At 41.5% G+C, this 22,721-nt stretch carries 24 protein-coding genes and 1 pseudogene; 21 read left to right on the top strand and 4 right to left on the bottom strand.

Annotated elements, in window-relative coordinates; translation table 11 throughout:
- Positions 1 to 50 precede the first annotated feature (50 nt).
- The 6 genes from LLY41_RS09415 to LLY41_RS09440 all read left to right on the top strand — a co-directional run bounded on the left by LLY41_RS09415 (position 51) and on the right by LLY41_RS09440 (position 7,352).
- The gene (locus LLY41_RS09415) at positions 51 to 1,958 is read left to right on the top strand and encodes an AMP-binding protein (protein ID WP_304587686.1); all 1,908 of its coding nucleotides are present in this window, start codon (positions 51 to 53) and stop codon (positions 1,956 to 1,958) included.
- Positions 1,958 to 2,848, top strand: a complete 891-nt coding sequence (locus LLY41_RS09420; protein ID WP_304587688.1) for a branched-chain amino acid ABC transporter permease — start codon at positions 1,958 to 1,960, stop codon at positions 2,846 to 2,848. Before LLY41_RS09415 ends, LLY41_RS09420 begins: the two co-directional genes overlap by 1 nt.
- Entirely contained in the window at positions 2,845 to 3,906 is a 1,062-nt protein-coding gene (locus tag LLY41_RS09425) for a branched-chain amino acid ABC transporter permease (RefSeq protein WP_304587690.1), read from the top strand. Before LLY41_RS09420 ends, LLY41_RS09425 begins: the two co-directional genes overlap by 4 nt.
- An 84-nt stretch (positions 3,907 to 3,990) precedes the next feature.
- Entirely contained in the window at positions 3,991 to 5,172 is a 1,182-nt protein-coding gene (locus LLY41_RS09430) for an ABC transporter substrate-binding protein (protein ID WP_304587691.1), read from the top strand.
- Between the two features lie 219 nt (positions 5,173 to 5,391).
- Positions 5,392 to 6,180, top strand: coding sequence for an ABC transporter ATP-binding protein (locus tag LLY41_RS09435; protein ID WP_095245383.1), 789 nt, complete (start codon positions 5,392 to 5,394; stop codon positions 6,178 to 6,180).
- Positions 6,180 to 7,352 carry a phenylacetate--CoA ligase family protein gene (locus tag LLY41_RS09440; RefSeq protein ID WP_095245384.1) on the top strand — a complete coding sequence of 391 codons (1,173 nt, stop codon included), beginning with the start codon at positions 6,180 to 6,182 and terminating at the stop codon, positions 7,350 to 7,352. The genes LLY41_RS09435 and LLY41_RS09440 overlap by 1 nt, the downstream gene beginning before the upstream one ends.
- A gap of 208 nt (positions 7,353 to 7,560) precedes the next feature.
- On the opposite strand, the gene LLY41_RS09445 is transcribed toward LLY41_RS09440, so the two are convergent.
- Positions 7,561 to 8,160 (bottom strand): class I SAM-dependent methyltransferase, encoded by a 600-nt coding sequence (locus tag LLY41_RS09445; protein ID WP_095245385.1) that lies wholly within the window; start codon positions 8,158 to 8,160, stop codon positions 7,561 to 7,563.
- A 98-nt stretch (positions 8,161 to 8,258) separates the two neighbouring features.
- The gene (locus LLY41_RS09450; protein ID WP_095245386.1) at positions 8,259 to 9,059 is read right to left on the bottom strand and encodes a DUF169 domain-containing protein; all 801 of its coding nucleotides are present in this window, start codon (positions 9,057 to 9,059) and stop codon (positions 8,259 to 8,261) included.
- A 172-nt stretch (positions 9,060 to 9,231) separates the two neighbouring features.
- On the opposite strand from LLY41_RS09450, the gene LLY41_RS09455 reads away from it, so the two are divergent.
- From LLY41_RS09455 to LLY41_RS09485, 7 genes and pseudogenes are all read left to right on the top strand, one after another.
- Positions 9,232 to 9,648, top strand: coding sequence for an SRPBCC family protein (locus LLY41_RS09455; protein ID WP_009333568.1), 417 nt, complete (start codon positions 9,232 to 9,234; stop codon positions 9,646 to 9,648).
- Complete coding sequence (locus LLY41_RS09460) at positions 9,648 to 9,974, top strand: ArsR/SmtB family transcription factor (protein WP_095245387.1); 327 nt, start codon at positions 9,648 to 9,650, stop codon at positions 9,972 to 9,974. The genes LLY41_RS09455 and LLY41_RS09460 overlap by 1 nt, the downstream gene beginning before the upstream one ends.
- Before the next feature lie 118 nt (positions 9,975 to 10,092).
- Positions 10,093 to 11,459, top strand: a pseudogene (locus LLY41_RS09465) (MATE family efflux transporter).
- A gap of 140 nt (positions 11,460 to 11,599) precedes the next feature.
- Positions 11,600 to 12,613 carry a hypothetical protein gene (locus tag LLY41_RS09470; protein WP_095245388.1) on the top strand — a complete coding sequence of 338 codons (1,014 nt, stop codon included), beginning with the start codon at positions 11,600 to 11,602 and terminating at the stop codon, positions 12,611 to 12,613.
- A 71-nt stretch (positions 12,614 to 12,684) separates the two neighbouring features.
- A complete protein-coding gene (locus LLY41_RS09475) occupies positions 12,685 to 13,371 on the top strand; it encodes a response regulator transcription factor (RefSeq protein ID WP_095245389.1) in 687 nt (228 codons plus the stop codon).
- On the top strand, positions 13,355 to 14,776 hold the full coding sequence (locus LLY41_RS09480) for a sensor histidine kinase (protein WP_095245390.1): 1,422 nt from the start codon (positions 13,355 to 13,357) through the stop codon (positions 14,774 to 14,776). The genes LLY41_RS09475 and LLY41_RS09480 overlap by 17 nt, the downstream gene beginning before the upstream one ends.
- Before the next feature lie 258 nt (positions 14,777 to 15,034).
- Positions 15,035 to 16,066 carry an STAS domain-containing protein gene (locus tag LLY41_RS09485; RefSeq protein WP_304587694.1) on the top strand — a complete coding sequence of 344 codons (1,032 nt, stop codon included), beginning with the start codon at positions 15,035 to 15,037 and terminating at the stop codon, positions 16,064 to 16,066.
- A 55-nt stretch (positions 16,067 to 16,121) separates the two neighbouring features.
- Here the strand turns inward: LLY41_RS09485 and LLY41_RS09490 are convergent, their stop codons facing one another.
- Positions 16,122 to 16,751 (bottom strand): flavodoxin family protein, encoded by a 630-nt coding sequence (locus LLY41_RS09490; protein ID WP_095245392.1) that lies wholly within the window; start codon positions 16,749 to 16,751, stop codon positions 16,122 to 16,124.
- A gap of 129 nt (positions 16,752 to 16,880) precedes the next feature.
- On the opposite strand from LLY41_RS09490, the gene LLY41_RS09495 reads away from it, so the two are divergent.
- From LLY41_RS09495 to LLY41_RS09520, 6 genes are all read left to right on the top strand, one after another.
- Positions 16,881 to 17,282 carry a VOC family protein gene (locus tag LLY41_RS09495; RefSeq protein ID WP_095245393.1) on the top strand — a complete coding sequence of 134 codons (402 nt, stop codon included), beginning with the start codon at positions 16,881 to 16,883 and terminating at the stop codon, positions 17,280 to 17,282.
- A 5-nt stretch (positions 17,283 to 17,287) separates the two neighbouring features.
- The gene (locus tag LLY41_RS09500; protein WP_095245394.1) at positions 17,288 to 18,127 is read left to right on the top strand and encodes an alpha/beta fold hydrolase; all 840 of its coding nucleotides are present in this window, start codon (positions 17,288 to 17,290) and stop codon (positions 18,125 to 18,127) included.
- A 13-nt stretch (positions 18,128 to 18,140) separates the two neighbouring features.
- A complete protein-coding gene (locus tag LLY41_RS09505) occupies positions 18,141 to 18,611 on the top strand; it encodes a GNAT family N-acetyltransferase (protein ID WP_095245395.1) in 471 nt (156 codons plus the stop codon).
- A gap of 104 nt (positions 18,612 to 18,715) precedes the next feature.
- Entirely contained in the window at positions 18,716 to 19,393 is a 678-nt protein-coding gene (locus LLY41_RS09510; RefSeq protein WP_095245396.1) for an NAD(P)H-dependent oxidoreductase, read from the top strand.
- 109 nt (positions 19,394 to 19,502) lie between these two features.
- Positions 19,503 to 19,736 (top strand): hypothetical protein, encoded by a 234-nt coding sequence (locus tag LLY41_RS09515; protein WP_286137432.1) that lies wholly within the window; start codon positions 19,503 to 19,505, stop codon positions 19,734 to 19,736.
- Positions 19,733 to 20,056, top strand: a complete 324-nt coding sequence (locus LLY41_RS09520; protein ID WP_286137433.1) for a hypothetical protein — start codon at positions 19,733 to 19,735, stop codon at positions 20,054 to 20,056. Before LLY41_RS09515 ends, LLY41_RS09520 begins: the two co-directional genes overlap by 4 nt.
- 128 nt (positions 20,057 to 20,184) lie before the next feature.
- Here LLY41_RS09520 and LLY41_RS09525 read toward each other — a convergent pair whose 3' ends face one another.
- Complete coding sequence (locus LLY41_RS09525; RefSeq protein WP_095245397.1) at positions 20,185 to 21,744, bottom strand: IS1182 family transposase; 1,560 nt, start codon at positions 21,742 to 21,744, stop codon at positions 20,185 to 20,187.
- 149 nt (positions 21,745 to 21,893) lie between these two features.
- Here LLY41_RS09525 and LLY41_RS09530 point away from each other — a divergent pair, with 149 nt between their 5' ends.
- Both LLY41_RS09530 and LLY41_RS09535 read left to right on the top strand, forming a co-directional pair.
- Positions 21,894 to 22,205 (top strand): hypothetical protein, encoded by a 312-nt coding sequence (locus tag LLY41_RS09530; protein WP_095245398.1) that lies wholly within the window; start codon positions 21,894 to 21,896, stop codon positions 22,203 to 22,205.
- Between the two features lie 108 nt (positions 22,206 to 22,313).
- A complete protein-coding gene (locus tag LLY41_RS09535; RefSeq protein ID WP_286137434.1) occupies positions 22,314 to 22,691 on the top strand; it encodes a toprim domain-containing protein in 378 nt (125 codons plus the stop codon).
- Positions 22,692 to 22,721 lie beyond the last annotated feature (30 nt).

Genomic DNA, 22,721 nt, shown 5'->3' on the forward strand with positions numbered 1-22,721 from the left:
AAACTATACCTAAAGTGATTTTCATATTTTTAGGAGGGGGGAGCGATTTTATGAGCAAAACGTTTCCGCAGCTGCTGATTGAAAGGGCTTACAAGAATGGGTCACAAGTTGCTTTAAGAGAAAAGGAATTTGGAATTTGGAATGAAATCACTTATGAAGCGTTCCTGGACAAAGTAAAGAATTTCAGCCTGGGTTTGGCATCTTTGGGTCTGAAAAGAGAAGATAAGCTTGCCATTATTGGCGATAACAGGCCCGAATGGGTAATCAGCGAGCTTGCTGCGCAAAGCTTAGGCGGCATTTCAGTAGGAATTTATCAGGAATCCCTATCTGCTGAACTAAGTTACATTATCGATAATTGTGACGCAACCATAATCGTTGCGGAGGACCAGGAGCAAGTGGATAAATTGCTGGAAATTAAAGACTCCATTCCTAAAGTGAGGACGATAATTTATTATGATTCACGCGGCATGAGGGGGTACCGGGAGGATTTTCTGCTGGAATTTAACGAAGTTCTGGAAATGGGACGAAGTTATCACTCAGGACAGCCTGATTTATTTACAGAGGAAGCTGATAAGGGGTCTGCAGATGACGTGGCAATTTTATCATATACTTCAGGAACGACAGGCAATCCAAAAGGAACGATGCTTACTTACCGGAATCTGATCGATATGGCTAAAAATCTTTCAGACATTGATCCGCTGACAGATAAGGATGAATATGTTTCATTCCTTCCTCTTGCCTGGATCGGGGAACAGATGATGACTCTTGCCATGGGCTTATATAATGGGATGACGATTAATTTCCCGGAAGAGCCGGCAACCGTATTGGAAGACCTGCGGGAAATTGGGCCACAGGTTATGTTTTCTCCGCCCAGAATCTATGAAGATATGGTGTCGCGCTTTCAGGTCAGAATTCAGGACAGCGGCTGGCTGAAAAGAAAGATATATAACTGGTGCAAGCCGATAGGCGAGAAGGTAGCTAAAGCCCATTTTGGCAATAAACCTGTCAGCACCGGTACGAGAGCTCTTTATAAAATTGCTGATTATGTGATGTTCAGTGCAATCCGCGATCACTTTGGACTTTTGAAGATCAAGCGTGCTTATACCGGCGGTGCCCCTTTGGGTCCAGATGTATTTGAATTCTTTCACAGTATAGGAGTCAATGTAAAAAGCATTTACGGTCAGACAGAAGTTGCCGGCATTTCCATTGTGCACAGAGATGGCGACATTAAGCTTGATAGTGTTGGAATTCCAATACCGGGTACAGAAGTGAAAATTTCTGAAGAAGGAGAAATTCTGATCAAAAGCGCAAGTGTCTGCAAGGGGTATTACAAAAATGAGAAAAGCACAACTGAAACCATTCAGGATGGGTGGCTGTATACAGGGGATGCAGGAAGGCTGGATGAGGAAGGGCATTTGTATATCATTGACCGGATTAAAGATGTCATCCGCCTTGATACGGGGGAAATGTTCTCCCCGCAATTTATCGAAAATAAGCTGAAATTCAGTTCATTCATACAGGAAGCGGTAGCAATCGGGAAGGACCGCCCATATGTGGTTGCCATGATCAATATTGACATGAAAAATGTAGGGCGCTGGGCGGAGAAAAATCAAATCAGCTATACCACCTATACCGATTTATCTTCCAAGCCTCAAGTGCTGGATCTTATCGAAAAACAGGTCCAGGAAATCAATCAGACTCTGCCTGAAAAAGCCCGGGTGAAAAAATTCGTTCTTCTTTATAAAGAACTGGATGCAGATGATGAAGAGCTCACAAGAACAAAGAAAGTCCGCAGGCAGTTTGTTGCTAAAAAATATCAGGCCTTAATCGATGGACTTTATACAGAGGACAAAAAAATACGTGTCAATGGCACGATCAAGTATCGTGATGGCATGGAACAAACCATCCAAACAACCCTTCAGGTGATTTTTATGGATGAAGGAGAGGGGGCAGCTTAATGACATTTTTCTTGCAAATGCTCGTAACAGGCATCGTGGTAGGAAGTGTTTATGCACTTGTCGCACTGGGCTTTGTGCTTATTTATAAATCCAGTGACGCCATCAACTTTGCTCAGGGTGAGTTCCTTTTAATTGGAACGTATGTCTGTTTAACGCTAATTACAGCCTACAACATCCCGTTTATAGCAGCCCTTTTAATTGCGCTGATGTTCAGTGCTGTTTTAGGATTTGTTATTGAACGGATAGTTCTGAGGCCTTTTATTGGAGAACCTGTCATATCCATGATTATGGCGACGATTGGTTTATCGAGTGTTCTTGCCGGGATTGTTCATATTATTTGGGGCCATGAGACACGTGTGTTTCCAAGGATTTTCTCTGAACAGCCTGTTAACATTGGAGAGATCGTCATTGCACCGGTCTATTTATGGTCACTTTTGATCGTTGTGGTGATGCTTGTTATTTTCACCCTCTTTTTCAAATATTCCAAGCTGGGAATTGCGATGAGAGCAACTGCAGATGATCAGCAGGCAGCAATGTCAATGGGAATCAGCGTAAAAATGATTTTCGCAGTGGCCTGGGCAATTGCTGCCATTGTTTCAGCAGTTGGAGGCATCCTTCTCGGAAACATCAATGGTGTAAATGCATCCCTTTCAGCGATTGGCTTAAAGGTCCTTCCGGTTGCTATTCTTGGAGGACTCGACAGTATTCCCGGTGCCATCATCGGCGGGCTGATCATCGGCATTCTTGAGAGCCTGACCGGCGGATATCTGGATCCATTGGTTGGCGGGGGTCTGAAAGAGGTTATGCCGTTTGTCATCCTCGTATTTATCCTTATGTTCAAGCCATATGGTTTGTTCGGAAAAAAGAAATCGAGAGGGTGTAACCGATGAGAAATCCTTTTGTAATGGATTGTGGAGAGTTCCATGTGAATTATAAACAAGATATGGCTATCTGGAAGATAACCAGAGTAAGGATGCGCGTATTCATTCTTCTGGCTGTATTTGCATTCTTCCCGGTGTTTGCATCCGATTATATCATTGGGCTGGCTACGCTTTGCGGAATTGCCGCTATTGGTGCGATTGGACTGAATATACTGACGGGCTTTACAGGCCAGATTTCCATAGGGGTAGGCGCCTTTCTGGGGGTAGGCGGGTATACATCGGCCATTCTGACAGCAAAGCTGGGATTAAGCTTTTGGATTGCCATGCCGACAGCCGGTATTGTGACGGCGATTGTAGGCGGACTATTTGGACTGCCATCCTTAAGACTAAAAGGATTATATTTGGCGATTGCTACCCTTGCAGCACAGGTAATCATTTTGTTTGTTATTTCCCGCTGGGATGCGCTGACTGGCGGAACAGCCGGAATGGTCCTATCCAGGCCTGAACTTGGCAGTTTTGTCTTTTACAGTGAACAGAGCTATTACTATCTTATGTTTGTGGTGCTGATTATTACGGCTATCTTCACCCTGAACCTCTTCAGGTCAAGGGTCGGCAGGGCATTCATAGCAGTCCGTGACCGTGATGTGGCGGCAGAGGTTATGGGTATCGATTTGTTTAAATATAAAGTATTGGCATTTATTGTAAGTTCATTCTTTGTTGGCATTGCCGGTGCTTTACTGGGCCATTATACAATGGTTGTAAGTCCTGAGCTTTATAGCATTACAGTATCTATCGAATACTTAGCAATCATACTGGTCGGTGGTCTGGGCAGCGTATTCGGGTCTATTTACGGAGCAGTATTTATCACGTTGCTTCCGGTTGTCCTAAGATCGGGTGTAGAACTGATGAGCGGGGTTTTTCCCGACTTATCAGCTGTCTTAATTGGAATGAAAGAAGTAGTATTCGGCCTTGTGATTATCTTATTCCTGATCTATGAACCGCAGGGTCTGGCGAAAATATGGAAAAACATCAAAGACTATTTTAAACTGTGGCCGTTTTCCTATTAATTCCCGGGTAATAATTTCTGAAAATTTTGAAAGTGTTCCTTTCAAATTTTTTATAAAAAAGAGGAAAAAATGAGGGGGAAGATTATGAAGAAGGTTTGGAAAGGTTTATTGGCAGCAACATTAATGGCTGGAATGCTGGCTGGCTGTTCAGGAAGCAGCGAGGAGGCATCATCTGTCAAGAAAGGCGGCACTGTCAAAATCGGCGGTATCTTTGATCTTACTGGCGGTACTGGTGATGTAGGAACACCATATGCAGAAGGTGAAAAAGCATTTTTCGAATCCATAGCAGGCGAGGAGGTTAACGGCTATAAGCTCGAATTAATTGGTGATGACTATGCTTATAAAATTCCGGAAGCCCAAAAACTGTATCAGAAATTAAAATCAAAAGATAAAGTATCGGCTATTTTAGGATGGGGTACGGGTGACACAGAAGCCCTTCGACAGCAGGTGGCGGCTGACAAACTTCCATTCATTTCGGCTTCATACTCAGAGAACCTGAAAAATATTGACGAAAGCCCATATAACTTCCTGGCTGCGGCTTCCTACTCCGATCAGGCAAGATCTGTTCTGAAATGGATAAAAGACAATCACACTGGCGGCACACCGACTGTAGCATTAATTTACAATGATACAGCTTTTGGCAAATCGCCAATTGAAGATGCTAAAAATTATGCCAAGGATAATGGCATTGAAATTGTAGATGAACAAATTGTTGACCTGAAAACACTTGATGCAACCTCCCAATTACTGAATATGGAAAAGAAAAATCCTGATTATGCGATTATCAATCAAACCTGGGGTGCAACAGCAACGATTCTAAAAGATGCTAAAAAGCTTGGTTTAGATACACAATTTATCGGTTTAAACTGGGCTACCGGTGAAGGCTTGCTTCCTATTGCCGGTGATGCGGCTGAAGGATTTATCGGGGTCGTCACACATGCCTTCCCATATGAAGATCTGCCTGGAATGGAAGAAATCAAGAAGTTCGTAGAAAGCAAGGGTGAAAAGCTGGAAGACAAGAACCAAAAGTTTATCCAGGGGTGGGTGTCCGCCAAAATCATGGTTGAAGGCATGAAGCTTGCTGAAGATCCGACTTCAGGCGAAGGCATCCGTGCAGGCCTGGAGAAGATTTCAAATCTGGATCTTGGCGGTTTAGCCGCTCCGGTTACTTTTTCACCTGAAAATCATGCTGGTACAAACCAAATCCGCCTGGCAGAAGTGAAGAACGGCCAGTTTGAAGTGTTCACTGATTATATAGGCTACTAACATGATGGGGGGCGAGGTCTTATACCCGCCTCCTTGTTCACTTTAAAGGCCTGGAACTTTTGAACTTAGCAAATATACTCGAAATTTGGCAAATAAACTATCCTAATCAGTAAACAATGCTCTGTTTCTGCAAATTAACAAAGAAAACCAGCAAACAACAAATGATACAGAGCTTGACCTTGAAACGAATAATAGAGAAAAAGCCGGGAGGACAGATGCATGCTGACAATAAACAATGTCGAAGTGATGTACGATAACGTCATCCTTGTATTAAAAGGGATGTCGATGGTGGTGCCAAAAGGAAAAATTGTTGCTTTGCTCGGCAGCAATGGCGCCGGGAAAACGACCACTCTTAAGGCGATTTCAGGCCTCTTGAAAAGTGAAAACGGTGAAGTGACGGATGGGTTTATCGAGCTTTATGGGGAGCGCATTGATGTAAGCGATGCTGAAACCATCGTAAAGAAAGGCATTTTTCAGTGCATGGAAGGAAGACGGGTGTTCAAGCACCTTTCTGTGGAAGATAACCTGATCGCAGGTGCACATACCAGGAAAGACCGGAAGAATATTAAAAGTGATATCCAAAAAGTCTATCATTACTTTCCAAAGCTTGAAATGCTGAAGCACAGGCAGGCCGGTTATCTGTCAGGAGGAGAGCAGCAAATGCTGGCCATTGGCAGGGGAATCATGGCAAAGCCAAAGGTGCTGCTTCTCGATGAACCTTCATTAGGACTGGCCCCTCTATTAGTAAAAGAGATTTTCGGGATCATAAAAAAAATCAATGAAGAAGAGGGGACCACGATCCTGGTAGTGGAGCAGAATGCCAATGTTGCCTTATCGATTGCCGATTATGGATACATCATGGAAAACGGCCGGATTGTGATGGATGGAACGGTGGATCGGCTTCTTTCCAATCAGGATGTGCGAGAATTTTACCTTGGAATGGGGGATAAAGGACGGAAAAGCTATAAAGATATTAAATCTTATAAAAGAAGAAAGAGGTGGCTGTAGTGGAAAAGCTGAAGGAAGTGATCCAGCATGCCTATGACAATGCCATAGGATTTAAAAGTCAGATAGATGATGCACATATTTCTCTAAGTGATATTCTATCCCTAGAAGATTTACAAAAAATTCCCGTGCTTAAAAAAGATCGATTGCCGGATTTGCAATCTGCAGACCAGCCCTTCGGAGGGTTTGCCGCTGTAAAGCCTAATGAGATGACACGAATCTTTATGTCACCAGGACCAATTTATGATCCGCAAACCACCGAGAAGGATTTTTGGCGTTTCGCAGAAGCTCTCAGTGCAGCTGGGTTTAACAGTAATGATATTGTACAGAATACATTTTCCTATCATCTTTCACCGGCAGGCTTTATGTTTGACTCGGCACTCCGTGAATTAGGAGCAACTGTCATACCGGCGGGAACCGGGAATCGGGAACTGCAGATTCAGATCATGAAGGATATCAGGGTAACCGGCTATGTGGGAACTCCCAGCTTCTTTAACCTTTTGCTTGATGCCCTTGAAGAAAAGGGATGGAAAATGGGAAATGATGTTGTCTTGAACAAAGCTTTCTTTACTGCTGAAATGCTGACTGAACAAATGCGGAAAAGGTGTGAAGACAATGGGATTTCCGTATATGAAGGTTATGGGACTGCGGATTGCGGATGTATTGCATTTGAAGACAAGCAGGGCCCTGGGTTAAGAATAACTGATTCTGCCATCGTGCAAATCTGTGACCCGCAGACTGGATGGGAGGTTTCAGATGGAGAAGGAGAAGTGGTTGTCACTCTATTTGATAAAAGCTATCCGCTGATCCGCTTTGGCACAGGCGACCTCTCCCGCTGGGTTAAAGGGTACGAGGGAAAAAGGATTGCAGGAGTGCTGGGGCGTGTTAGTGATGGAGTAAAGGTAAAAGGAATGTTTGTAAGAGAAAAACAGCTTGCACAGGTCTTGAATGAAGCAGGGTATCCGGTTTTCCAGGCTGTGGTAACAAATGAGCAGGGGCAGGATCAGATTAAGATTTTCGTAGAATCAGTAGAGGAATTAAACCCTGAGCTTGCTTTAAAGATCCAGAATGTGATCAGGGTTAAGCCAATACTTGAATTAATAGCGTCAGGCTCTATTAAAAAGGATGATAAGAAGCTGGTCGATAAGCGGAATTACGAATTAAAAAAGGTGTAGTCAAAGGAGGCTGATTGAATCGGCCTTCTATTCTTATGGAGAACTGAAACGGATTTCTAATTTTGGACTATGAATAAGAGCTAAAGTGGATCATGAATAGGAGTAAATATTTTACATTAATGACGAAGGTGTTAGTGGAGGAGGAAAAAGGCAGTTAATCGACGGGATTAACGCCGAAAAAGTTAAAAAAGGGAAAAACGGCAGCTAATCAGCTGCCACCGCTATTTTCACACTCTATTACCAGAAACAATCCTTTATAATAGGAAGTCACGTTCGTAACCTGCATGCCGGATTTCTGAATAGCCAGAAGTGTATCACGGTTTAGGTGGCAGCCGTCACAAATTCGTTTCCATAGAGGGTTTAGGGCTTCCTGGGCAAATGCCAGAGCGGGCTGCTCCATTTTAACATGCTCAAAGAATAGTATTTTTGCCTTCGGCTTACAGACTCGTCTGATTTCCGCGAGTGCTTTGTCAGGATTTGGTATCGTACAGAATACAAGAGCGGCAACTGCTGAATCAAATGTTTTGTCCGCAAATTCTAGATTTTCAGCAGACTGCCGATGAATTTGGATAGGTACTGCAGCCGTATTCTTTCGTAAAATAGATTTTTCAATCATTGCCTGGCTCGGTTCAATGGCATCGACCTGCTCAGCTTTTTTGTATAATGGGAAGTTAATGCCTGTGCCGGCACCAACTTCGAGTACCCGGCCCTCCGCCTTTGAAAGAAGTTGACTTCTGATTTTCCGGAATTTTCTTTTTTCAAGTGGCTGCATGGCCAAATCATATAGGGATGGGAATAAGCTGCTCAAAAATTTCACTCTTTTCTTAATAGCTGTCTTTTTCTATTTTACCCTTTTCCCAAAACGAAACAAGCCGTACCACTCTTAGGGGCAGCAGCATCAAATAATCATGGGAGGCTGTCGAACATCTCGTTCAGCTTCTCATACGTGTCCGGATATTTTGCCTCATACTGAAGGTAGGTTGGGACTGGGTAGCGCACACCGCCTTTGTGGGTCTGCTTTAATCCCTCAGCAAATTCATCTGCCATGGAAAAAGGAATGGTAAAGGCCATTTCGTGATCATGTGTCTGCCCGAAAACCCGATCTCCATAGCATGGCAGGATCACTTGCGGCTTACCGGTTTTTATGGTCTTGATAACGATATCGGCACAGTCGACCCTAGCCGTAAAAGTGGATGTAATTTCACCGCCCGTATGATAGAGGGCAGCCGCAACCATTCTCATGACTTGGGCTGAATTTCCATAAACCGTGATTACTTCCGGTTCAAATGCTGCTCTCCCCAGAGGAGCGATTAATACCGTTCCGGCTTCCTCTTTTGAAAATTTAGGAACTGCCGCTTCGGTTAAGGCACCAAGGTCACAGGTTTTTGTATACATGCCATCTGTTAAGCTTCCTTTTGAGTAATAGTCCAGTTCCTCTTCAAATCCAAAAGCGATTTTGGCAATTGGGCATGATAAGTCTTCTTTGCCCATGGCAATGGACCAGCCATATCTTCTAGACATTGTCACACCCTGACAGATGCTGAATGTTTTGCCAAAGTCTCTTGCCGGACGTTTTATCCTGTCCGGCAATTCCTCGTCTTTTTTTAAAACTCTTATAGCCAGCGGAAAAGTATCGGGTCTCACATATGTAAGAATCGCAGTTTCCAGATCAGAAAGTTTTTGGGCTTGAATCGTTTCCTGCATCATGATCCCTCCTTTAGATATTAGATTAATTCTGTAAATTATATGGATTAACCTGCATATTTAGGCTTTATTTTAGGAAACATCATAATATTCCAGTTGACATAAAACCAAAAGGTTGTATATGATTTAAATGAAACCAAAAGGTTGTATTTTATCATTAAAGGAGAGTATGTAAATGGAAACACTTCAGGATATTAAACAAACAGTTATACTTAATGCGCCGATTGAAAAAGTTTGGAAGACAGTCTCTACTTCGGAAGGGATCGAAGCCTGGTTTATGCCAAATGATTTTAAGGCTGAGCTGGGCTATGAATTTCATATTCAGTCCCCATTTGGTCCTTCCCCGTGTAAGGTTACAGAACTGGATGAGCCTAACCGGCTTTCTTTTAAATGGGATACAGATGGATGGTTTGTATCTTTCCTATTGAAAGATTTGGGCGGCAAAACTGAATTTACTCTTATACATGGCGGCTGGAAACAGTCAGATGAACTGGTTGAGAAAGCTCAAGCTGAGAGTGCGGTTATCCGTGAAAGAATGTCACAGGGATGGACTGGAATTCTTGCGAAGCTTGGCAAGGTTGTTGAGGAATAATGGGTGCTTCTGCCAGGAAACATGATGTGTTTCAGGCAATCGCCGATCCAACGAGGAGAGAAGTATTAAGGCTGCTGGCTGAAAAAGAACGCCCGATCTCAGAGATAAGTGCTCATTTTCCCATAAGCCGGACCGCCATATCAAAACATCTTCAAATCCTTTCTGAAGCTGAGTTAGTAAAAGGGAAAAAGGCAGGCAGAGAAAGAATCTACCATCTCCAGCCTGAGCCGCTGACAGAATTGAAGCAATGGCTTTCCTATTATGAACAATACTGGAATAATAAGCTGCAAAAACTTAAATATATAGTTGAAGAAGAAAATGAGTGATGTCTTGAAAAAAGAGCTTCTGCAGCTCTTTTTTCTTTTGTCTAAAAATAAGGTCTTTATTCTTAAAGATATAATATAATGATATTTATGATTAATATTTTGAGAAGGAGTCCTTAGGATGTATCAGACGTTTACTTTACAGGAGAAGATCAGGCAAATTACCATCATGCTGATTCCTATTCTAATCACGCAGCTTGGCATGTTTGCAATGGTCTTTTTTAATACGATCATGTCGGGAAGATATAATGCTTCCGACCTTGCTGGCGTAGCGATAGGCTCCTCCATTTGGAATCCTGTTTTTACCGGGCTCAGCGGAATTTTAATGGCTGTATCTCCAATTGCGGCACAAGCGTTTGGAGAGAAAAAGAACAAGGAAGTTACTTCTATCGTGAAAAATGGAATATTTCTGGGCTTTGTTATTGCCTTTGCCGTCATTCTGTTGGGTTCATTTTTGCTTGACCCGCTGCTTGGCAGCATGAATCTGACTAATGCTGTGGAAGCAACGGCTCGGGGCTATCTTGTGGGACTCAGCTTTGGAATCATTCCTTTATTCATATTTAATGTTTTAAGATCTTTCATCTATGCACTCGGCAAAACGAGAGTTGTAATGGTGATTTAGTTTTGTTCGCTTCCAATCAATTTCTTTCTGAATTATGTCCTGATATTTGGCTATTGGGGATTTCCTGAACTGGGAGGAGCTGGTGGAGGGTATGCAACTTCTATTACTTATTGGTTCATCCTTGTCATGACTGCTTTTATTATCAAAACGAAGGAGCCTTTTTCAAACTATACGATATTCAGCGGTCTTAATGATTTTTCATGGGATAAATGCAAAGAAATCTTAAAGATTGGAGTACCCATGGGATTGTCAATCTTTTTTGAAACAAGTATGTTTGCAGTGGTGACCATCTTAATCAGTAAATTCAATGTGACAACTATTGCCGCTTATCAGTCTGCCTTAAACATTGTTTCCTTCCTGTATATGATCCCGATCAGCATTTCCATGGCGCAGACAGTGTTAGTCGGATTTGAAGTAGGTGCAGGCAGGTATAAGGATGCAAAGTCCTACAGCTGGCTTGGCATCTATTTAGCCGTATTGATTGCCTTGTTTACTGGGCTGCTGGTCGTTTTTTTCCGCTATGAAGTTGCAGGTTTTTATTCTACTGATAGTGCTGTTATTGCCTTAACTGCCCATTTTCTGATTTACGCCCTGTTTTTCCAGATTTCTGATGCCATCCAGGCTACTGCACAAGCTGCATTAAGAGGATATAAAGATGTGAATATTTCTTTTGTCATCCCATTGATTGCCTATTGGCTGATCTGCCTGCTGGCTACGTTCTTGCACATCATACCAGCCTCGGGGCTACTGGATATTGGCTTGGCCTTACCTTCGGGCTTCTTGCTGCAGGTGTTTGTCTTTCAATGAGGCTCATCTTTATACAGAAGAGGAAATTTATCAATGAAGAAATTCGGGAAGCAGGCTAAAAACGGTCTGGCCGTTTATTGCGGCATTGACGGTTTTTTTATTTATTAAGTTTTTTTGACATCTTCCTGACACATTGCCCCGATATAGTAAAGTCGAGGTTAAGAATGCTTGGCCTTGAAAATATTCAGGAGGTATAGGAATGAAAAAGACAATCATTGGTTTTAGCCTTGCAGGTTTATTACTGGCGGGGGGGTATGCAACAACATCTTTTGCAGCAGATACAGAAACTTCTGCAGAAAAAAGCGAGTTAAGCTGGAAATTTAAAAACAAGGGGTTTGGACATCATGGCAGAGGGTTTACTAATGACTCTGAATCTGTTCTTCAAAGGGCTGAAGAGCTCGGCATTAAAACAGAAGGAAAAGATGCCGAAACTTTAATTGGTGAAATCAGGGAAGCAGAAATTCTGAAAGAAGCGAAGGAGCTTGGGATTAAAACGGATGGAAAAGATACTGAAGACCTACTGGAGGAAGTAATGCTTGCTAAGCTGAAAAAGGAAGCTGCAGAATTGGGCATTAAAACAGAAGGAAAAGATGCAGAAGCTCTTCATGAAGAAATCGGTACAGCGAAACTGAAGGAGGAGGCCAAAGAACTGGGAGTATCAACTGATGACAAAGATTTGGATACTCTTAAGAAAGAAATACAGACTGCTTCCTTAAATAAGAAGGCAAAAGAGCTAGGGATTTCTACTGATGGAAAAGATCTGCAGACCTTATCAAAAGAGATATACACAGTATCCGTAAAAAAAGAGGCTGAAAAACTGGGAATCTCCATAGAAGGCAAAGATATCAGGGAAGCTTGGCAAGAGGTGTTTTCCATGAAGGTCAAAAAAGAAGCGAAGGAACTGGGCATATCAATAGATGGGAAATTTATTCAGCAAATTGCTCAAGAGGTCAGGGCGAAAAAAGTGGCTGATCTCGCTAAGGACTTGGGTATTTCCACCAATGATAAATCAACAGCAGAACTTATCTCGGAAATAGAAGAGAAGGACAGTGCTAAATTACAGGATGTACTCGGAGAAAATTTTATGGGTATTAAAGGCTTGGGCATGAAGGAAATGAGAGGCAGTCATGGGCAAGGGAAAGATGGCAGCATGAAGCAGCACGTATCTAAAGAAGGTATAACTGAAACAGGTACAGACACAGGCTCTCTGTAATAAGTTTTAAAAATCCCCGTGTACAAATCCGGGGATTTTTCTGTATAGTTAACTTATTGGAGGAAATTAAAATGAAAAAGATCCTTGTGGCAGAAGATGAATTGGCTATTTCCAGGGTTTTGAGCGCCTACTTGCAGCGAGAAGGGTTTGAAGTTCTGACAGCATATGACGGCACCAATGCCCTTGAGCAATTTTTCAGTCACTCCCCCCACCTTGTGATCCTGGATATTATGATGCCTGGCATGGATGGATGGAGTGTCCTTGAAAAAATTCGTGAAAAAAGCGCATGTCCTGTCATCATGCTTACAGCACTGGGGGATATCGATTACAAGCTGAAGGGCTTGAATACAGGTGCGGATGATTATATTTCAAAGCCTTTTATTGGGGATGAGGTTGTTGCACGTGTGAACGCCGTATTACGGCGATCATCAAATATGTACACGGATGAGCATATAAAACAATATGGAAGCTTAACGATAAATTTTGAAGCGCATACCATTTTTCTGAATGGCAAGGAGTTAAGTTTTACTCCGCGAGACTTATCACTGCTGCTGTTTTTGGCTGAAAGGCCTAACAGAACTTTCACCAGGGATCAGTTGATTGAACATGTCTGGGGAATGGATTATGACGGAAGCGACCGTGCTGTCGATTTGGCCGTAAAGAGAATACGGCAGGCATTAACGGACTGGCCGGAAACAGAAGGTGAAATAAGGACGCTCAGAGGAATGGGGTACCAATTCCATGTTTATGAAAAATAACAAAAGAACAACACTGCTCCGCTATTGGACAACCCGCTATTTATTTACACTTGTCATCGGACTTATCATACTGGCAGCAGGATCTATGTGGTGGATCAGGCATACAACTCTTGAAAACCGGCTGAATTTGCTGCAGTATGTTGCTGATGAAACAGCGGGGCGTGTCGTACAGCAGGACGGCGGCATCGAATTTGATCCATTTTTTAACAGAATGCTGGAGGAAAGAGCGAAGCTGCTGGAATTTAAGTTTGATCCCCAGGTTTTTATAAGTGATTTAAATGGCCAGATATTATATCAAAAATCTGGACGTATGCAGAGAAATAACCGGTCTGGCCCCAATCTCGGGACTCTGCCTGCAGATTTGCTTGAGAACCAAAAGAACGTTCAAAAGCTGGAGACACAGGATGGGCAAGACGTATACGCAGTCAAGTCGGAAATATCATTCGATAGTAACCAGGCAGGATGGGTCGTGGTGGTCCAAAGCGCAGATGATTTGACGAACGTAAATCAGGAATATTCCTTGTTATTTATCATGCTCACAGGATTGGGTCTTCTCGGATGGAGTGTCATTTATTTTCTTTCCAGGAAAATTTCGAGACCCATTCAGGAAGTTGCTCAAGCTGCCTCGAAGGTCAGTGAAGGTGACTATAAAATTGAACTGAAAGCCAGGGCCAATGAGGAAGAGATTCATAATTTAATCATATCGTTTAAAGAAATGACAGAGCGGCTTATGCACCTTGAAAAACTTAGGGCAGAATTGCTGGCTGGGGTCACACATGATTTGAAAACGCCTGTCACATCTATAAGCGGTCTAATTCAGGCAGTGCGTGATGATGTTGTAAGCGGGGAAGAAAGAGAGGAATTTCTTGATATTTCTTTAAAAGAAGTCGGCCGTTTGCAGAAAATGATTGAGGACTTGCTCGATTTTAATTCGCTATCTTCCGGTGCTTTTTCAATCAGGCCCGAAAACTGTGATATGAATAAGCTCGTGCAGGATATTGTAAGGCAATGGGCACTGGCACAGAAAGGCCATTTTCATTATCGTGTGGAAGTGCCCTCTGAAACCATCTGCAGATCAACAGACCCGTACCGTCTGCAGCAGATTATGATTAATTTATTGAATAATGCTTATCATGCCATTGATGAAGATGGCAGCATTACTGTTATTTTAAGTGAAAGTTTTATTGATGTTCATGATACTGGTTCAGGAATAGCGGAAGAGGAGCAGCCTTTTATTTTTGAGCGTTTTTACAGGGGTGAACAGAAGAAGCTGAAAGTACGAGGGCTTGGCTTGGGGCTTCCATTCAGCAAACTGCTTGCAGGTGCTTTGAACGCAAATTTAATTTTAAAAGAAAGTTCGGCAAAAGGCAGTACATTTACGATTAAGTGGGAAGAAGAAGGGTAGGTATAAGCGGGGAAGACTTGCTTGCCTATCTCTTTTTTTGGAGGTGAATAGGAACTCTGCACGATAAGATGCGGAAAATTGAATGGATTTTCAGGCTCGCAGACGGTAAATTTCAGCAGCTATTTTACATGGATTTTTTTCATCCTTAATAAGGATTTAACGGAAGCATATACATTTTTGACTCCGAAATAATCTTGAGGGTAGAATAATAATGTTCTTTAAATAGATGACTGGAATGTATAAATGAGGGGGTATTCGATGGAGGCTAACTCTTCCAAGTATGAAATAAATGTAAATGGATCTTTATTCGATTGGGATTTGGATGAGGCAACGTTTAGATTTGAGAATGACGATGTGGTGGTATTTTGGGTAAACACAGCTTTCAAGACACTGCTGGACTCCATTGAAGAAATTTCAGGTGAAAAGTCGGCCAAGCTTGTGCTGGAAACGGCCGGGTACCGTACAGGGAAAATTGTCAGCAAATTTTATATGGAATCGAATAAAGAAAAAGAAGACATTATCAATCATCTGCCCAATATTTATCTAACTGCCGGATGGGGAAAAACAGACATTGTTTCCTTCTGTCTCAAAGAAAAGAAAGCTATTGTACGTGTTAACAGCGGCTGGGAATATAAGATTAATATTGCTCAAAAGAAAAAAACAGAAGGCAGTTTTTTGCCTGGGCATTGGGCAGGGGTGTTAAGCGGGCTGTTCGAAACAAATATATGGTATAAAGTGAGGCAAAGCCAGGTCCAGGGGGATCAGTATTCCGAATACGAATTTTTTGAATCCGAAATCACACCTTCCCAGAATATCAGCGCAATGATAAAAGAGCGGACACAAAGCGCCCAGAAAGAGCTGGAAAAGGAAATTGCCGAGCAGACCAGAGTATTATCTGAAATTATTAAAGAGAGTTCTTCTCCTATTATACCCGTGATCGACTCCATTTTGGTCATCCCTTTGGTTGGAAGATATGAAGAGCTGCGGGCAGAGGAATTACTGAACAGAACATTACTGAATCTTCCCCGATATAAAGCTGAATATTTAATACTGGACTTAACCGCATTAAAAAGTGTAGATCAATATACTCTGGATTTCTTGAAGAAATTTGTCCGAGCCGCTTCCCTATTGGGCAGCAACTGCATATTTGTCGGGATTTCACCAGATCTTAGCCTCCAAATAATAGAGAGCGGAAATAAAGAAACGAAAATTCCGTGTTTTTCCATTCTGCAGCAGGGAATCACTTTCGCACTGGATCAATTGGGATTGGAGATTTCCCCTAAAAGATAATGAGGAAAACCAGCACTGAGGGTCAATGCTGGTTTTTTACTGCTTATTAATGCAACTAGCCTTTAACGATATTTCCTTCTGCAGGTATCGGATGAGCTTTTAACATTCTAGCAAAATGGATTAAATTATAGGCCATTATTTTGGCATGCTGTCTTGTGAAGTCATTTTCATAGCCCTTTGCTTCAATAAAGGATGGGCCGGGACCAGCCTCTCCAACCCAATAGGTGTCAACGTTTGGCGGTATGGTGAATCCCATATGGGAGAGTGAATATAGCACAGAACGCGAAACATGTTTGGCTCCATCTTCATTGCCAGTCACCACTACGCCGCCAACCTTGTTGTAATAAATATACTGGCCTTTTTCATTGGTCAGACTGCTCCCTCCATATAATCTTTCGATCACTTTAGTGGTGATGCTGCTTTGCTCGCCAAGCCAGATGGGAGAACCAAGGATAAGGATATCTGCCTCTTCAACCTTCTTAAAAATATCCGGCCATTCATCCTCCTGATCCACAGCTTCAGAAGTTATGCCGTATCCAATCTTAAAGTCTGCTGCTGTAATCACCTCTGTTTCCACTTCCGTTTTATCAAAAAATTTAATAACCTCATCTATAAGTGCACCGGTATTGGAGGGTTCACTGCTCTTTTTTAGCGTACAGTTTAATACTAAAGCATTAATTGTCATGGTTTATCAACTCCCTTTCTAATATCCAATACTCTTAATTCCCTTTACTATGGTTCAAAAACAATAAAATAAAGGAAATGTGATAATATTAACGAATTACATAATTTGGAATAGGAAGGGAGGATTGAAATGATTTATGAAATGACGATTCAATTCAGGGTGCTGGACATGAAAAAGGGATTGTGGTGGTACGAAACTTTGCTTAATAAAAAACCTGATTTCATTCCGCATGAAGGATTTGCAGAGTGGGAACTCATCACTGGGTGCTGGCTTCAGATAGCTGAGGGTACCCCCAGTATAGGAAGCGGTCCAATTAGACTGGGTGTGCCTGATCTTGAACAGGAACGTGAAAGGCTGATCACAGAATTAAAAATAACACCATTTGATATTCATACGAGGAAAGAAGTCCCTGTTAAGTGGGCAACATTCTCGGATCCCTGGGGAAATAGAATTGGATATTTTGAATATATCGCTAAGCATGAAAGGGAAACTCAAATAAAAAAGGTAATCAAAAATGGACTGGGGAGATGACAGCTATGGATCATCATTTTATAGAAAGAGAGGAAGGCTTTACCCTTCATTATCTGGAATGGATACCTGCATTCGAGAATGACAGCCTTCCAGTAATATGCATTCATGGGAACCTTTCAAATGGAAGAATGTTCAGGTGGATTGGGGAAAAACTTTCTCAAGGAAAATGGGGAAAACCAAGACGGGTCATTTCAATTGATTTAAGAGGGTGCGGGGACAGCGGTCTTCCGGAGACCGGCTTTACAATCCGGCATCTGGCCAGTGATATTGAGGCGGTTCTCCAGCACGCCGGAATTGAGATAGCACACTTTATTTCATTTTCCAGGGGAGTCCCGAATACTGTGCAATTTGCAGTAGATTATCCGGGCAAAATAAAGGGTTTTGTGGTCGGGGACTTTCCTGCAAAAAGCTTTGTTATGAAAAAGGAATGGGTTGAAAACCTAATCGCCAGATATAAAGTTCATCAGACATGGGAGGAGCTTTATCAGGCTATCTCCCCTAATCAGGAAATCAGCCCGGAAGAATTTGCAGAAAGAAAGGAAGAATTCTATGTGAAAAAAGTAGATGGAATTCACGCAAGGGTTCATAAAGATCTCCCCATAAAACTTCAGATGGATTCAGAGGATTTGGACTTAACGCACGGACTGGATCAAATTGAAGAGCCGGTCCTTTTATTGCGCGGAGAGGAAAAAGGCACTCTGATAAAGGAAGAAGAGGTGCAGGAATTTAGAAGATATCACCCTTCATTAAAAGAAGAATTGATTGCAGGGGCAGGACATTCCGTTTTTGATCCGAAAGAACAAACAGAAAGTATTTTCAAAGATTATTTTGCTAGCTTGACATAAATAGGAGGACATAATGAAGATTCGAAGTATAGACCATTCAGAGTCTCCGCCTATGAATCTGCTATTATTGGCAGATCCTTCAATTGAATTTATTGAGGATTATCTAAGTCGAGGGGAAATATATATTGCAGAACTAAACGGGGCAGTTGTCGGCGTTTATATCCTTCTTGCCACAAGGCCAGGAACCTGTGAGATAGTTAATATTGCCGTTAGTGAAAAACATCAGGGAGAGGGCATCGGCAGAAAACTTCTTCAGCATGCAATAGAGCTTGCTTTTGAAGGCGGAAATAAGACCCTTGAAATTGGTACGGGGAATTCCAGTATCGGGCAGCTGGCTCTTTACCAAAAATGCGGTTTTAGAATCACAGGGGTCGATAGAGATTTTTTTGTGCGGCATTACAAAGAAGATATTCATGAAAATGGAATTCATTGCCGGGATATGATCAGACTGTCTATGGATTTACAAAGAAAGTCCCCCAAATAATTAGAAACGGCAGTGAAAAGGACAAACTAAAAGCTGATTTCATGAATGTTGTGCTGTAATGTGTTACGTTAAAGTTAGAACAGTCAGAAAAGGAGTGTTTGGTTTTGCGTGAAAAGGAAACTTTAAAGGAAGACATTCTGAATGCCTATCAATTCAGGCATGCAACAAAGGAATTTGATCCAAATAAACATATACCGGAAGAAGATTTTCGATTTATATTGGAGACAGGCCGTCTGTCACCAAGTTCATTTGGTTTTGAACCATGGCGTTTTGTGGTTGTTCAGAACGAGGAGCTTCGTGAGAAAATTAAGAATGCCTCCTGGGGAGCATTCGGTAAACTGCCTGAATCAAGCCACTTTGTCTTAGTCCTGGCAAGAACGAAAAAAGATACAAAGTATGATTCCCGGTATCTGCAGGATCATTTTAGAAATACTCTGGAGATGCCGGAAGAAATGCTGGAAAAATATTTGCAGCGGATTGAGGAATTCCAGAAGTCTGATTTTGATCTTCTGGAAGGAGACCGACCTCTCTTTGATTGGGCCTGTAAGCAAAGCTATATCGCACTGGGGAATATGATGACTGCTGCTGCACAAATTGGCATAGATTCCTGCCCGATTGAAGGTTTTGACATTGAAAAAATGAATAAGCTTCTGGGTGAGGAAGGTCTTCTTGAAGATGGAAGCTTCGGACTGTCGGTAATGTGTGCATTTGGGTACAGAGTGAAAGACCCAAGGCCGAAAACACGCAGACCTTTCGATGATATTGTAAAGTGGATTGATTAGGAAAAGAGCTTGGACTCTTTTCCTTTTTGATTGTAAAAAAAGGAAATTGTAATTATAGCTAGAAAACTAATAAGAAATCAAATGCGCCCAATTAAGAAAGGAAGCCTTTATGAAGATAACAAAAGAAAGATTTGAGAACACCAGCAGATGGATAAAGAGAAATGCAAGACCGCTTGAATCAGCTTTATGGTCATACCATTTTGAGGATCGTAATGCTGAAGGGGCAATAAACTGCATTGAAGCTTTTCAGAATGACGACGGAGGATTCGGAATGGCATTGAACCTGATTTCTGGTCACCACACTCATCACCGATGGCTTCATGGGCAGCCGGACAAATATTGATGAACATTGAGGCAAAACCTGAGTTACAGGTTGTACAAAAGCTATTAAATTATTTAGAACACAGCTATATACATGAAAAGAATATGTGGCCATCAGTGATGCCTGCAAACAACGATTACCCACATGCTCCATGGTGGCATTGGACTGAGGGTGTTCAGGAAAATTGGTCTTATAATCCAAGTGCGGAGCTTGCCGGGTTCTTATTGCATTGGTCACTGCCAGGAAGCAGTGCTGCTGAAATAGGGTGGAGAACCGTAGTTGCATATTTAATGGAAGCTGATGAAATGGATAGACACGAAATCAACGAAATGGAAATCTAATTAAAAGGAGATAAAATGAGGCTGACTCAAAAGGTCGTTGAATGACGACTTTTTTGAGTCAGTTTTATTTTTTTGGATATTTTTCTCTATTTTTGAACAAATAATCAAAACTAGAGGGCCATTTCCCTCTAGTTTGTTTCCAATTTTATCGTGTTTTTTCTCCGTTCATCCCACTTTTTTAAGTTGTGGGCAACACAAATAAGACCCCAATCCGTGCTGTTTTTTGATAGGCCTCTTAGAGAAAAACGGCTAAATTTTCGGTTGTGTTTAATCTGTCCAAAGACTGGCTCGACATCAATTTTTCGATTTCTGTACTTTCGAGCACCATCTTCTGAGGCAAGTCTCTTCCTGACTTCCTCTCGCTGCTTTTGATTTCCGATGGAGACCTGAACGGTCTTTGTGTCTTTATCTTTAGCACAGGTTAATTGAAACGGACAGCCTTGACACTGGGTACAGCGATACGTTCTTTTAATTGATTCATATCCATTATCTGATTTTCTTTTAGACTCATATTGGAAAGTAAGGCGCTTGCCGTTCTTACAAATCCATTCATCCAACTCCGCATCGTAATCCATGTTTTCTATTCTTCCGACTTGTTCTTTCCATTTCCTCTTGGTTTCTTTATCAAATGTATTGTATTTAATGTAGGCTTCGATTTCTTCTTTTTCACAATAAGCGTAATTTTCTTCACTCCCATATCCAGAGTCGGCAATTATTGACTTGGGCTTGGGACGGTTATATTTATCCAGTACCTCCATATGGGGAATAAGGCAACCTGGATCTCCAGCACGCTGATGCAGGCTAAAACCAACAACGAACTGGTTTTCTGTCCCGATTTGCACGTTGTAGCCATGTTTCAACTGGCCGTTTTTCATATGATCCTCTTTCATCCGCATGAAAGTAGCGTCCTGATCTGTTTTAGAGTAGCTATTTCTCCCCTCAAAGGTCGATTTTTGCTGTTCATATTTTTGTTTTCTTGGCAGAAGGTCTTTTTCCAATTGGTTCTTTACTTTTTTTAAGGTCTTATTTTTCGGTTCCTTTTCTAAACGTTTCTCCAATTTTTTTACCGTTTCAGCTATTTTTTCTGAAGAAATCGGAGACTCTTCTAACTTCTCCATTAGATCTAATTCCTGTTCTGCCTCTTCGTCTTCCTCTGTAACCTGCTCAATCTGAAGGCTAAGCTGTTTAAATTTCTCATCCAATTTCCGATCATATTTCTCAGTCGATTTTCGCCAGACGAAGGTATACTTATTCGCATTAGCTTCTATTTTGGTGCCATCCAGAAAGTAATCCTCTAGTTTTACATATCCTTCTTCCCGCAAGAGGTCGACAATGGAAAAGAAGGTTTCATAAATGACATCTTTCATTCGTTCAGATCGGAACCGATTAATAGTGCGGAAATTGGGCTGCTGTTCACCTGAAAGCCACATGAAAATAATGTTTTCTGTTAGCTGTTTAGCGATTTGACGGGAAGAATAAATTCGGTTTGAGTAAGCATAAAGAATAATTTTCAACATCATCTGAGGGTGGTAAGGAGGACTTCCGCCTCCTGGATATAAAGATGAAAAGATAGTAGGATTCATCTGATCGACTGCGAAGTCGATCAAACGGGCAAGATGTTGTTGGGGGATTCGTACTTGAAGGTCCAATGGAAGAACTAGTTGTTTCGTGTTATACTCTCTATACATAAGAAAATCGTTCCTTTCACGTATGGTTTGTTGTGGTGACTTAATTATACCAAAAGTGAACGATTTTCTTATTTTTTTATGCAATCAAAAAGAGAGTGCCCAAAAGAAATACTTTTGGGACACCCCCTTGTTTTGGAGGAAGACAAACAATGATTAATTATATAAAAAATATATTTTTCAGGGATCGGGTTAAGAAACTAAATCTACTAGGATTTAGTACCTTTGTTAATGAGTATAAATATGATGAATTTAATGAAGTTGAATGCATGGCATTAAATGAAAAATTGGATTCAATAATAGAAGAATACAATTTAGGAAACGATGTTTATTTAAATCGTAAAACAATAAATATATCAGATTTAAGTGATAGTTTTACAAAAGCCCAAAGGGATTACTTGATATATTACCACCATCCATCCATGAAAATGAAATATTTATCTTTATTCTTTTTCTTACTTTAGTCCCAATAAAGAATCGGGTTTTTTTACGCAAGATGAGAAGCACATTATTGTTTCGTTAATTTCCGAAATTAAATACTTAAATACTACTGTTAAAAAGGAGATTGTAATATGAAGGAACTATTTGTTTGTGAAAAACCAAGTGTAGCGAGAGACTTAGCAGCAACCATTTCAGGAGGTTATAAAGAAGGGGAAGGACATTATATCGGAAACGATGGAAAACTTTATACATTCGCTTTTGGCCACCTGGTTAATTGTGTAAGTCCGGAATCTATAAACGAAGAATGGGGATGGAAGGGTAATGTTAACAAGCTGCCTTTTTTCATCAAGAATATTCCTTTAACTTTAATTGACAATCCAGGAGTCAAAAAGCAATACAGGACGATCACAGCCCTTATGAAACAATCAGATTTAGTTTATATTGCGACTGATGCTGGAAGAGAAGGAGAACACATCTTTCGAAAAATCTACTCGTTAAGTGGGGTCTAAAGACCTTTAAAGCGCATGTGGATTCAGGAT

The sequence above is a fragment of the Cytobacillus firmus genome (assembly GCF_023612095.1).
In the GTDB taxonomy this organism is placed as follows: Bacteria; Bacillota; Bacilli; order Bacillales; family Cytobacillaceae; genus Cytobacillus.